This is a genomic window from Achromobacter sp. Bel (assembly GCF_012928505.1).
In the GTDB taxonomy this organism is placed as follows: Bacteria; Pseudomonadota; Gammaproteobacteria; order Burkholderiales; family Burkholderiaceae_B; genus Achromobacter.
This window is the reverse complement of record NZ_JABBJN010000063.1, coordinates 21,705-34,012: the sequence shown is the minus strand read 5'-3', so window position 1 is coordinate 34,012 and position 12,308 is coordinate 21,705. Positions and strand designations below refer to the sequence as shown.

Here is a 12,308-nt window from a genome sequence, read left to right as displayed (position 1 = left end):
GAGCCAGCCGGCGATCTTGCCGCCGGCGCGCAACAGCTGCGCCATGTAGAGCAGCGGCAACGGCCCGCTGCCCGCCACCCAGACCGGATCGGCCGGCACCTGGCGCGACGTCTTCAGCAGGATCTGCGCCGCCCCCACCGTCAAGACGCCCGGCAGGGTCCAGCCCGGGAACGGCGCAGGCCGCTCCTGCGCACCCAATGCCAGCACAATGCGGTCGGCGCGCACCGACTCGGCCTGCCCGTCCCGCGTCATATACACGTGCCAGCCCGGCTCGATCTGCCAGACCTGCGTCTGCGGCTGATAAGCGGCGCCGCTGTCGCGGAACGCGTGCGCCAGCGCCGCCCCGGCACGGTATTCGCTGCCCAGCAGCGTGCCCGTCGGCGTCTGTGCCACGGCCTCCACCGCGCGCCATATCTGGCCGCCGGGCGCAGGCTGCTCGTCCACCACCAGCACCGACAGGCCCTGGCCGCGCAGGCCAATAGCCGCGCTCATGCCGGCCGGGCCGGCGCCGATCACCACAACGTCGAATTCGCGCTTCATGGCAGGACGCTCCGGCGGCCGAACTGGCGCTCGACGCGCATGCCATCGCGCACCGTGACCAGACAGGTCTGGGTGGACGCCACGCCATCCACGATGGCCAGGCAGTCGAAGCACACGCCCATCATGCAGTACGGGGCGCGCGGGCTTTCATGCACGGGCGTGGTCCGGGTGGCCGGCGTCTGCTGGCGCAGCAGCACCGCTGCCACGGTTTCGCCGGGTTCGGCGGCGACGGACTGGCCGTCTATGGTGAGCGTCAGCGCGGGCGCGCCGGACTCATGCAGCTTTCTGAACATTGAAACGCTCATGGTGAAAGGCATCCAAGGGTTCGAGCGGCGTGGCGCCGGCCAATGCACGGGCATAGGGTCCGGCATGAAATGAAGCCAGCGTCACGCCCGAATGGCACAGCGCGATGTCCGCGCCGGGGTGAAGGGGGGAACTTGCGTAGACGGGACAGCCGTCGGGCGTCATGATCCGCAGGCACGACCATTGCCGAACCAGCCTTGCCTGCGCCAGATCAGGCAGGATGCGCAACGCGTTGCGCGTCATGCGCACCGCAGCGGCGGACGTGGTGCCCAGGTCGTATCCGACTTCTTCCTGGGTCAGGCCGACCATGACGGTGCCTTCGGCGGTTTGGCGGATGCCGCTGGCGGGTACCGGCAGCAGGGGCGCCAGCCGTTCAGTGACCAGGATCTGGCCGCGCTGGGGCCGCAACGGCACATCCAACCCGACCATCGCCCCCAGGGCGGCCGATCCCAACCCCGCGGCGATCACGACGCGCTCGGCGCGCGCGTGGAAGCCACCGGCCCCCACGGTAAAGCCGCCGCCGGGCATCGCGTCGATGGCGGTCACGGCATGCCGGTTCAGCAGGGTTCCACCCCGTTTCAAGAACGCGGCCTGCAGGGCGGCCAGGAGGCGCAGCGGGTTGACGTGCCCGTCCAGTTCGCCGACGCTTGCGCCCGCCACGTCGGCGCCCAGGCGCATCGACGGAAAGCGGCGCAGCAGCTCGCCACGATCCAGCAGCTGCGTACGGGGCGCCAATTCCGGCGCCTGCGCATGCCAGGCGGCCAGGCGCGCCGCGCGGGCGGAGAGTTCAGCGTCGCCCAGGCAGAAATGCAGGCCGCCCCGGCGTTCATAGGCCAGCGTCATGCCGCTGTCGGCTTCCAGCGCTTGTGCAAAGTCCGGCCACGCCTGCACCGCCTGATGCGACAGGCGTTGATAGGCCGGGTGGCCGTGGCCCTTGCCTTGCAGCCAGACCAGGCCGAAGTTGGCCTTGGCCGCGCGGAAATCGGTGTCGGCGCCATCCAGCATCAACACGCGCCGCCCGTGCCCCGCCAGCCCGTAGGCGATCGCGGCGCCGACCATGCCGGCGCCCGCCACGATGAGGTCAAACTCCTGGCGCATGGCGATTCCTTCTTGTGCGGACGAATCCGGCGCTATAACCTTTGCGACAGGAAATCGGGTTTCCATCAAACTGGGTTATGGCATGAATCAGACGTTGAACTTGCGGCAGATCGAAGCGTTCAAGGCGGTTGTCGAACATGGCACCGCCAGTCAGGCCGCCGTAGCGCTGGGCGTATCGCAGCCGGCCGTCAGCAAGCTGCTGTCGCATCTGGAGGCCGAAACGGGCCTGTCGCTCTTTGACCGCGTGCGCGGCAAGCTGGCGCTGACCAACCAGGGCATGCGGCTGTACGAAGAGATCGACCGCGTCTTCAGCGGCTTGCGCCAAGTGGAGCAGGCAGTCGATTCCATCCGCCGCGACGAACAGCGCACGCTGAACGTCGGCGTCCTGCCCGCGCTGGCCGGCCCGTTCATCCGCCGCGTGACCATGCAGTTCCTGAAGCGGCATCCCGACGTGCGCGTGTCGATCCAAAGCCGCGGGTCGCTGTTCCTGGCGGACTGGCTGGCAACCCGCCATATCGACGTAGCGTTGGTGGGCAGCCGCGTCGACAACCCCTACATCGATCGCGAGCCGCTGTTCCAATACCCGTTGTTCTGCGCCATGCCCCCGAATCACGAGCTGACGCGCAAGCGCGTGGTGCGGCCGCGCGATCTGAGCGGCCTGCCGTTCGTGTCCTTCGGCGCGGACAGCCAGACGCACGAATTGGTGCGCCAGGCATTCAGCCAGGCCGGCGCCCGATTGAATGTGGTGCTGGACACCAACACGGCGCCCACGGCCTGCGAATTCGTCGCGGCGGGGCTGGGGGTTTCCTTGATTCATCCGTTGTTCGCCGAAGGGTTGCATAGCCGCATGGTCTTGCGGCGGTTTGATCCAGAGCTGCTGTTCCACTTCCAGTTGTGCCGCGTGCACACCTCGCGCAACGCGGCGCTGGTCGAAGCCTTTGTCGACGCGGCCCGCGACGTGGCCGCGCAGGTTTCCCGCGAAGTGCTCAAAGGCCAATGACGACCGGCGCGCCGGTCAGGGCGCGCTGACCGTCGTCAGTTCGGTGATGGGAGGCTGCAGGTTCAACGCGCCGGTCAAGGCGTAGCCATAATTCACACGGTCGCCGCGCGCCCACACCTGTTTCAGCCCGAACAAGGGAACGGCGCAGACATCGTCATGGATCTTCACCTGCGCGTCCTTCCACAAGGCCAGCTGCTTCTGCGCGTCGGGTTCCACCCGTGCCTGGCGGATCGCGTCGTCGGCCACCGAGCAATGCGAGAAATTCGACATCGCGCCCGGCGCACCGATGGCGGCGGCCGAGTCGTAGAACTCGGTCAGGTACGTATCCGCGTTGGGGAAGCGCGCCGCGCCGTAGAACACCAGCCCGCTCAGGTCCTGGCGGCTCTTGGCCTGGTAGGTCGCGTGGTCCACCACTTCCATGTTGAGCTTGATGCCGGCCTTGGCCAACTGCGCCTGCACGATTTCCATGATGGGCTGCTGCGCCGAGATGTTCGACACGACGGACTTGATCTCGATGCCATTGGGATAGCCCGCTTCCGCCAGCAGCTTCTTGGCGCGATCCACTTCATAGGCGTAGGCGCCCGCGCTGCAATCCTGGCCCAGATAGCCGTTGGGCACCACCGAACAGCCCTTGTCGGCCACGTCCTTGCCCGCATAGCGCACGATTTCATCCACGTTGACCGCGGCGGCGACCGCCTGGCGCACCTTCAGGTTGTCCAGCGGCTTGACGTTGCGGTTCAGGTGCAGCGTGCGGAACTCGGCCGGTTCGAAGATATCGATCTTCATGCCGCGCTTGGCCGACCGTTCGACCCACCGCTGCTCGCGCTTGCCCTGCATGACGTCGATTTCGTTCGAGGTGAAGGCCAGTTCGCGGGCGCTGTCCGACGGGATCATGCGATACAGGATCCCGCCCAGCTTGGGTTTGCCGCGAAAGTACGCGTCGTTGGCCACCAGCTTCACGTACTGCTGGGTGACGTGTTCGCCGAACGCGAACGGGCCGGTGCCGATGGGGCCGGCGCCGAACTTGTCGCCCAGCTTCTCGGCCGCCTTCTTGCTGACGATGTTGCCGCCGTGATAGTTCGAGACGCGGCCCAGGAAGGTCGCGTCGGGATATTTCAGCGTGACCCGCACGGTGTAGTCGTCCAGCGCTTCGACCTTGTCGATGATGGCGAAGGTGGCGGCGAAGCTGGATCGGTTGGGATCGCCGGCGCGCTGGATCGAATAGACCACGTCGTCGGCTTTCAACTCGCCGTAGCCGCCATGGAACTGGACGCCGTGGCGCAGGTGGAACGTCCACACCTTGCTGTCGGCCGAGGCTTCCCAGCGTTCGGCCAGGCCCGGCTCCAACGCTTTGGGGTCGGCGCTGCCCGCCGGGAACTGCACCAGCGCATCGAACATCTGCGCCGCCACCCCTTTGTCGGCGGTGGACGTCGCGCGGTGGGGGTCAAGCGTGGCGTTGTCGGCGGCGCCCGAACTGATACGCAGCACGGGGCGCTCTTGCGCTTGCGCCGGCGTGGCCAGACCGGTGCTACAGACCGCCAGGAACGCGGCCGCCAGGGCGAGGGGTACAGGACGATTCATGGCTTCCCTTGTGCGCCGCGCGCTGGCGGCATTCGAAATTCGCAGTCGAAGATACGGCGTGACTGCAGACTAGGATCGGGACGCCATGGCGTCAAAGTCCTTCAGGTGCTTGGGCTATTCCTCAGGGTTATACGCACGCGTTTTGCCGAACGCGCCGCACTGGAGCGCCCGATAGAGGCTAATGGTTAGTACTGAGGGATGAAAAAAGCCGTGCCCCCGGGAAAACACCGAGAGCACGCACGGCGGACTACGGCTTGACGGCGTACGTCGCCAGGAACGTCGGCACGTAGCGGTCGATCAGGAAACGGGGATTGGGCTGCTGATCTTCGTGAAAGCCCGCAAGCAGGAAGCCCGCGTCCAGCTGGCCACCGATCTGGTCGGTCAGGCTGTGCCCGAATACCACCGCCTCTCCGCGCGCCAATTTCGCGTCCAGCGCCGCGGCGTCCAGGTCGCGGGTGTCGGCATAAGGCAAGGCATACGCGGGCCGGATCACGCCCTGCTTCGCGTAGGCGGGATCGCGGTCGCCCACGAACACGATCGGGTTGTAGAAGCTGGACAGCAGGCGGCCGCCACGCCGCAAAACCCGATGGCATTCGCGCCATACCGGCCGCACGTCCGGCACATACAGGTTCGAAATCGGGTGGAACACGACGTCGAACGACGCGTCCGCAAACGCCGACAAGTCGCGCATGTCGCCTTGCACCGCTTCCAGCGCCAAGCCATCGCGTGCGGCCACGTGGCGGTCCTGGTCCAATTGCTTTTCCGACGCATCGAAGACGGTCACCTGTGCGCCGACCGCGGCCAGCACTGGCGCCTGCTGGCCGCCCGCCGAGGCCAGGCAAAGAATGCGCAGGCCTTGGGGTTGATCCAGCCAGCCGCGCGGCAGCGGCCCCGGCGTCAGATGCACCGACCACTGGCCCGCGCGCGCGGCGGTGATGGTTTCGGTCGTGACGGGGCGCGACCATTCGCAGTCTTGCACGGCAAGCTGGTCCCAGGCGGCCTGGTTGTGGGAAAGGAAATCGAAGGAAGAAGAGGCAGTCATGAATGATCCTTTGAAGCGGCTTGCGCGACGCCGCGCGGGGCGGCAGGCACGCACAACCATGGCGGCCGGCTCCGTAGAGCAGGCCCGACGAGACGGCGGCCCACGGCGCGAAGGCTGGGCACGGCAGTCTGATTCTTGTCGGCTTTAGAGGATCACTTCGATGCGCTCCTGGAAGATGCGGAAATTCTACCGAAATGCCGGACCGTCCTCACGCGCCCGCTGTTGCCACCACCACAGCGCGCCCGCCGGCAGCAGCATGCACGCCGCCGCCAGCGACAGGTTCGCCCGCAAGCCCAGCGCGTCCACACTGGGCACGCCCAGCAATGAACCGGCAGCGATCCCCAGATTGAACATCGCCACGAACAGCGCCGTGGCGGCCTCGACGGCATCCGGCGCGGCACGCATCATCCAGGCCTGAAGCGATACCGACACACCGCCATACGCAAGCCCCCACGCCACCAGCAAGACGCCGCCCGCGATGCGCAGATGCCCCAGCCCGGCCAGCAGCGCCAGCGTCAACAACAACGCAACGGCGATCGCCAGCAACACGCCACCCGGATGTCGGGCGGCGGCCGGCCCCGCTACGAAATTGCCCGCGACGCCAGCCGCGCCATAGGCGAACAGCAACGGGCCGATCCACTCCTGGCCAAAGCCCGCCTGCGATTGCAGCAGTGGCCGGACGAAGGTGTACGCCATGAAATGCCCGGCCACCAGGAACAAGGTAACCAGCAAGCCAAGGCGCACCGCCGGATTCGAAAACTGCCCGGCCAGTTGGCGCGCGGACAGGCCGCGCGCCGCGGGCAACGGCGACAGAACCACGCCGATCAGCAACAGCACGGCCGCGCACAAAACCGCCATCGCGCCGAACGCGCTGCGCCAACCCGCCAGGTCGCCGATGAAGGCGCCCAGCGGCACGCCCAGCACCGAGGCGACGGCCACGCCGCCAAAGATGATGGCGGTGGCCGTTCCCACCGCCTGCGGCGGAACAATCCTGCTTGCCAGGCCCCCCGCTATCGCCCAGATGCCGCCGATGCACACGCCCACCAGCACGCGCGCCGCCAGGAACCAGGCCATGGACGGCGCCAGCGCGCTGGCCAGATTGGCGCCCGTCAGCAGCGCCAACAATCCGCACAGCAGCCAGCGACGGTCCGCGCGTTTCGCCGCCACCACGACCAGCGGCGCAAACAACGCCGCCAGGATCGCGGGCACGAAAAGCATCAGGCCGCCCTCGCCCACCGACACGCCCAGGTCGCCAGTGATGGGCACCAGCAGGCCCACCGGCAGCATTTCGGTGGTGACGACGCTGAACGTGGCCAAGCCCACGGCAAGGACGCCCAGCCAGGCGCGCCGGGAAGTCCGGACGAGCGGGTCGGAACGGGTTGGAGTAGAGGAAGGCGTGCTGCGGGGCATAGGTGGGTCTATCCGGAAATGGCCTGTTGCCAGGCCGACCCCTATGCAGTCTACTGTTTCCAATGTGCTGATAAAGTAGGCAAAAAGCGAAACACAAGGGACAATTCGTGGACAATAACGCCGCCCCTTCCCACCGTCTGGACCACATCGGCGACCTGCTGGCGTTCGTACGCGTGGCTGACGCGCAGAGCTTCACGGCGGCTGCGGAAAAGCTGGGCCTCTCGCGATCGGCCATCGGCAAATGTATCGCCCGGCTGGAGCAAAGCCTGGGCGCCCGGCTGATGCACCGAAGCACGCGCAGCGTCAGCCTGAGCGACGACGGCCGCATCTTCTACGAGCACGCGCAGCGCATCCTGTCTGAAGTCGACAATGCCACCGATGCCATGGCCAGCCGCAAGCAAGCGCCGCGCGGCCGCCTGCGCATCGACTTGCCGGTGTCGCTGGGCAGGCTGCATCTGATGCCGCTGCTGCGCGCCTACCTGCGGCGCTGGCCCGACGTGGAAGCGGACGTCAGCTTTTCCGACGACTACACCGATCTGGTGCGCGACGGCATCGATGTGGCGATCCGCATCGGCGGCGACGTGGACAGCCGGCTGGTACGGCGGGTACTGGCGCCGCACCGGTTGATCACCTGCGCCGCGCCGGCCTACCTGGCGCGCCACGGCGTGCCGATCACGCCCGACGCCTTGAGCCAGCATCAGACGCTGGCGTACACGCACGCGGGGCAGTTGGTGCCGTGGCGCTTTGCCGCCCAGGGCCAGGATCGCCACGTGTCCATCGCCGGCCGCCTGCGCCTGGGTCATACCGAAGCCCTGCGCGACGCCGCGCTGGCGGGCGACGGGATCGTGCAGCTGGGCGCGTTCCTGGTGGCCGACGACTTGCGCGCGGGCCGACTGGCGCCCGTGCTGGAAACCGTGGCCCCGACGGGCGCGCCGGTGTGCGCGGTGTATCCGCACCGGCGGCATCTGTCGCCCAAGGTGCGCGTGCTGATCGATGAGATCGCCGGCGTCTGGAACACGGATCCGCCGTGGGCACCCTATGCGCAACCCGTGTGCCCATGATCTTTTGCTTTGCATCAGCCAGCCTGATCATCAATATCCATTAAACTGATGCAATTACCGCGACGGGCCATGCTGCCTAGCATACAAGCGCCCATCGCCTGCGGCAGCGCCCGCAGCGTACCGTCTTTGCTACCCGGAGTTTTCCCTTGAGCGACATCTATCATTTCAGCCGCGGCACCGCCCCGCTGCTGATCTCCATTCCCCATTTGGGCAGCCAGATCCCCGATACGCAGCGCGCGCAGATGACGCCGCTGGGCCTGGAGTCCGGCGACACCGACTGGCACCTGGACACGCTGTACCAATTCGCCCAGGCGGTGGGCGCTTCGGTGATCGGCGCGCGCTATTCGCGCTATGTGGTGGACCTGAACCGCCCGCCCAACGACGAAAGCCTGTATCCCGGCCAGACCAAGACGGGCCTGTGCCCGACCCAGACATTCCGCGGCGACGCCCTCTACCAGAACGACGCGGTGCTGACGGATGCCGAACGCGCGCACCGCTTGCAGACCTATTGGCAGCCTTATCACGCCAAGCTGCGCGAAGAACTGGGCCGCATCAAGGCCGAGCACGGCACCGTGCTGCTGTGGGAGGCGCATTCCATCGCCAGCGTGCTGCCGCGCCTGTTCGACGGCAAGCTGCCCGACCTGAACATCGGCACGTCCGACGGCGCGGCATGCGCCCCGGACATCCTGGCAGCGGTCAAGGAACAACTGGACGGCTGCCGCGACTACACCTGGGCCATCAACGGCCGTTTCAAGGGCGGCTACATCACGCGCCACTACGGTGCGCCGGCCGACAATATCCACGCCATCCAGCTGGAAATGTGCCAGTCCACCTACATGGACGAAACCCATCCCTACGGCTGGCGGGCCGACCTGGCCGGCAAGGTCATCCCCGTGGTCGAAGGCATGGTGCAAGCCGCCCTGCGGCAGACCACGGCGCGTCAGCGCTGATCCCCCGCATCTCGGTCCAGGACACGCCAGGCGATGAACCGATTTTCCTTCAGCACGACGGAAAACTATCCGGAATGGAGCCTGTTGCTGACCTGGGTGGCGGTGGTGGAAGCCGCGTCGGTTTCCGGCGCGGCGCGCCTCTTGGGCCTGTCACAAGCGGCGGTGTCGCAGCGGATCAAGCAGCTGGAAGGCGCGATGTCGACCGAACTGCTGGACCGCAGCACGCGGCCGGCGCGGCCCACGCCCGCCGGCGAGCTGCTGTTCGACCATGCCGCGCGCCTGCTCGCCCAGGCCGGCGACATGACGGAGAGCGTGCGCAACCTGAGCCGGGCCAAGCGCAACATCGTGCGCTTCGGCTGCGTGGACTCATTCGCGGGCACGCTGGGGCCCACGCTGATCCATGGTCTGTCGGGCGCGTCGCGCCAGATCCGGCTATGGTCGGGCATTACGCCCGTGCTGGACAAGCAGCTGGAAGACCGGCAACTTGACCTGGTGGTCACCACCAGCGCCGTGGCCGGCAAGCCCACCATCAAAAAATACAGCCTGTTCAGCGAACCCTATGTGCTGATCGTGCCGCGCACGATGGACATGGACAAAATCGATACGCTCAAGGAACTGGGCAAACGCACGCAGTTCATCCGCTACAGCGCGCGTTCGTTCATCGGCGCCGAAATCGATCGCCTGATCGAATCGCACGACGTGATGATCGAGCGCACCTTTGAATTCGACAATACCGACCCGCTGCTCAGCCTGGTCACGGCGGGCATCGGCTTCGCGATCAGCACGCCGCTGTGCATCTGGCAGTCGCGCCATTTCGTGGACCAGTTGCGCGTGTTGCCGCTGGCGCCTTACCTGGGCGTTGCGCGCAGCGACGACGCGAGCCTGTCACGCACGCTGTATCTGGCGGCGCGGCAGCAGGAAGTGGGCAAGCTGCCCACCGAGGCGCGGGACGTGATCCTGATGGCGGTGGAACGCCTGATCCAGAAAGACATCGCCCCGGCCCTGGGGCTGCCGCCCGCCACGCTGTGGCGCAGCATGCGGCGTTGACGCGCCCCTACAACCCGGCGGTGAAGGCGGGGACGGCCTCGAACAGATCGTCGACCAGACCGTAGTCCGCCACGCCGAAGATCGGCGCGTCGCCGTCCTTGTTGATGGCGACGATGGTCTTGGAGTCCTTCATGCCGGCCAAGTGCTGGATGGCGCCCGAGATCCCGACGGCCACATACAGCGCCGGCGCCACGATCTTGCCGGTCTGCCCCACCTGCCAATCATTGGGTGCGTACCCCGCGTCCACCGCCGCGCGCGATGCCCCGAGGGCGGCGCCCAGCTTCTGCGCCAACGGGTCCAGCAGCTTGAAGTTTTCCGCGCTGCCCAGCCCGCGCCCCCCCGACACCACCACGCGTGCGCCGCCCAGATCCGGGCGCTCCGACACCGCGAGCTCGCGGCTGACGAAACGCGCCCGGCCCGCATCCGCCACGGCAGCGACCGTTTCGACCGGCGCGCTACCGCCCTCGGCCGGCGCGGCGTCGAAGGCAGTCGGGCGGATCGTCGCCACAACGACGGGGTAGCCGCTCTTGACCGTGGCGATCGCGTTGCCCGCATAGATAGGACGCTTGAACGTGTCGGCCGACACCACCTCGATCACATCGGACACCTGCGCCACGTCCAGCAGGGCGGCCACGCGCGGGGCCACGCTCTTGCCTTGCGTGGTGGCGGCCAGGAACAGATGTGCATAGCCGCCCGCGACCGCCACCGCCTGCGCGGCCAGGTTCTCGGCCAGGCCATCCCCCAGATGCGGCGCGTCGGCCAGCAGCACTTTCTGGACGCCCGCGACACCTGCGGCGGCGTCCGCCACGGCTTGCGCGCCCGCCCCCGCCACCAGCACGTGGATCGGCACGCCCAGCTTGCCTGCGGCGGCGATGGCGTTGCGCGTCGCGCCGGCAAGTACGCGGTTGTCGTGTTCGGCAATAACCAGGACCGTCATCAGATCACCTTCGCTTCGTTCTTGAGTTTATCGATCAGCGCGGCCACGTCCGCCACCTTGATGCCAGGCGCCCGCACGGCGGGTTCTTCCACGCGCAACGTCTCCAGGCGCGACCCCGGATCCACGCCCAGCGCCTCCGGCGTCAGGACATCCACCGGCTTCTTCTTGGCCTTCATGATGTTGGGCAGCGTGACATAGCGCGGCTCATTCAGCCGCAAATCGGCAGTGACGATGGCAGGCAGCGTCAGCGCCAGCACCTCCAGGCCGCCGTCGACCTCGCGCGTGACACGTACCTCGGCGCCGTCAATCTCGATGGCGCTGGCGTTGGTGGCCTGCGGCCAGCCCAGCAGCGCCGCAAGCATCTGTCCGGTCTGGCACGCGTCGTCGTCGATCGCCTGCTTGCCCAGGATCACCAGTGCGGGCTGCTCCTGCTGCACCACGGCGCACAGCAGCTTGGCCACGGCCAACGGCTGCAGCACGGCGTCGGTCTGCACCAGCACGCCGCGATCCGCGCCGATCGCCAGCGCGGTGCGCAGCGTTTCCTGGGACGACGCCGTGCCGCAAGACACGGCGACCACGTCGGCCGCCGCGCCTTGCTCTTTCAAGCGCACGGCCGCCTCGACGGCGATTTCATCGAACGGGTTCATCGACATCTTGACGTTGCCGATATCCACGCCGCTCTGGTCGGCCTTGACACGTACCTTGACGTTGTAGTCAACCACGCGCTTGACGGCGGTTAATACCTTCATGCGAACACTCCTGGATTAAGGAATCAATCAATGCCCCCGGCAGGAGGCGAAGAGAAGAGCGGTCAGGCGGCAGCAAGCGCCGCCACGCGCAAGTCCAGCAACACGGCCTCCCGCCCGCCCACCGCCAGCGGCCCGGCGCCCCACTCCACGCTGATGCCGAACGCCTGAACCAAAGCGGGAACGGCGGCAAGCGCGCCGACAATCAGCGGGGCGCGTGCCGAGCCGGCACAGGACACCGTTGCCTGGGCCGCGCCGCGCAGCACGAACAGGTTCAACACCCGCACGGGACCGCCCAACAGACGGCACTCCAGCGCGAGGTCGCCGGCAAACGCCGTCGGCACGCCGGGCAGCAGATCGAGCCCGGCGCCCTCTCCTTGCAGCGCCACGCCTTGGCCCGACAGCACGACCGATACGCGGTCGTAGCCCGGAAAGCGCGAATACGGGCCATCCCGCTCGATGTCCGCGATGCTGACGCGCCAGCGCGGCATCGCCGCCTGCCCGTCCACCGCCAGCGTGCGCGTGACGCCGCCGCCGTTCTTCCACGGCTCGGGCGGCAAGGCCTGCCAAGCGGCGCGTGTCCAGCGCATGCG

Annotated in this window: 13 protein-coding genes; 4 read left to right on the top strand and 9 right to left on the bottom strand. The window is 67.7% G+C overall.

The genetic code is table 11. The features are described from left to right. The 3 genes from HG262_RS26735 to HG262_RS26725 all read right to left on the bottom strand — a co-directional run. A partial coding sequence (locus tag HG262_RS26735; protein WP_169273893.1) for an FAD-dependent oxidoreductase occupies positions 1-540 on the bottom strand: 540 nt, incomplete at its 3' end. Next, complete coding sequence (locus HG262_RS26730) at positions 537-833, bottom strand: (2Fe-2S)-binding protein (RefSeq protein ID WP_169273892.1); 297 nt, start codon at positions 831-833, stop codon at positions 537-539. The genes HG262_RS26735 and HG262_RS26730, both read right to left, overlap by 4 nt. Then, a complete protein-coding gene (locus HG262_RS26725) occupies positions 814-1,941 on the bottom strand; it encodes an FAD-dependent oxidoreductase (protein WP_211187789.1) in 1,128 nt (375 codons plus the stop codon). The genes HG262_RS26730 and HG262_RS26725 overlap by 20 nt, the downstream gene beginning before the upstream one ends. 82 nt (positions 1,942-2,023) lie before the next feature. Here HG262_RS26725 and HG262_RS26720 point away from each other — a divergent pair, with 82 nt between their 5' ends. Continuing rightward, positions 2,024-2,941, top strand: coding sequence for a LysR family transcriptional regulator (locus HG262_RS26720; protein ID WP_169273891.1), 918 nt, complete (start codon positions 2,024-2,026; stop codon positions 2,939-2,941). 15 nt (positions 2,942-2,956) lie between these two features. On the opposite strand, the gene HG262_RS26715 is transcribed toward HG262_RS26720, so the two are convergent. The 3 genes from HG262_RS26715 to HG262_RS26705 form a co-directional block, all read right to left on the bottom strand. After that, positions 2,957-4,522, bottom strand: a complete 1,566-nt coding sequence (locus HG262_RS26715) for an ABC transporter substrate-binding protein (RefSeq protein ID WP_169273890.1) — start codon at positions 4,520-4,522, stop codon at positions 2,957-2,959. Between the two features lie 247 nt (positions 4,523-4,769). After that, positions 4,770-5,564 (bottom strand): class I SAM-dependent methyltransferase, encoded by a 795-nt coding sequence (locus HG262_RS26710; protein ID WP_169273889.1) that lies wholly within the window; start codon positions 5,562-5,564, stop codon positions 4,770-4,772. Between the two features lie 186 nt (positions 5,565-5,750). After that, positions 5,751-6,974 carry an MFS transporter gene (locus tag HG262_RS26705; RefSeq protein WP_169273888.1) on the bottom strand — a complete coding sequence of 408 codons (1,224 nt, stop codon included), beginning with the start codon at positions 6,972-6,974 and terminating at the stop codon, positions 5,751-5,753. 107 nt (positions 6,975-7,081) lie between these two features. On the opposite strand from HG262_RS26705, the gene HG262_RS26700 reads away from it, so the two are divergent. The 3 genes from HG262_RS26700 to HG262_RS26690 all read left to right on the top strand — a co-directional run bounded on the left by HG262_RS26700 (position 7,082) and on the right by HG262_RS26690 (position 10,032). Next, a complete protein-coding gene (locus HG262_RS26700) occupies positions 7,082-8,035 on the top strand; it encodes a LysR family transcriptional regulator (protein ID WP_169273887.1) in 954 nt (317 codons plus the stop codon). Positions 8,036-8,181: 146 nt separating this feature from the next. Beyond that, on the top strand, positions 8,182-8,985 hold the full coding sequence (hutG, locus tag HG262_RS26695) for an N-formylglutamate deformylase (RefSeq protein ID WP_169273886.1): 804 nt from the start codon (positions 8,182-8,184) through the stop codon (positions 8,983-8,985). A gap of 33 nt (positions 8,986-9,018) precedes the next feature. Then, positions 9,019-10,032, top strand: coding sequence for a LysR family transcriptional regulator (locus tag HG262_RS26690; protein ID WP_169273885.1), 1,014 nt, complete (start codon positions 9,019-9,021; stop codon positions 10,030-10,032). Between the two features lie 7 nt (positions 10,033-10,039). Here the strand turns inward: HG262_RS26690 and HG262_RS26685 are convergent, their stop codons facing one another. The 3 genes from HG262_RS26685 to HG262_RS26675 form a co-directional block, all read right to left on the bottom strand. After that, positions 10,040-10,969: an FAD-binding protein gene (locus HG262_RS26685; protein WP_169273884.1), complete on the bottom strand. Its 930-nt coding sequence runs from the start codon at positions 10,967-10,969 to the stop codon at positions 10,040-10,042. Further along, entirely contained in the window at positions 10,969-11,718 is a 750-nt protein-coding gene (locus tag HG262_RS26680; RefSeq protein WP_169273883.1) for an electron transfer flavoprotein subunit beta/FixA family protein, read from the bottom strand. Before HG262_RS26680 ends, HG262_RS26685 begins: the two co-directional genes overlap by 1 nt. A 62-nt stretch (positions 11,719-11,780) precedes the next feature. Beyond that, entirely contained in the window at positions 11,781-12,305 is a 525-nt protein-coding gene (locus HG262_RS26675) for a HutD family protein (RefSeq protein ID WP_169273882.1), read from the bottom strand. Positions 12,306-12,308: the final 3 nt, after the last annotated feature.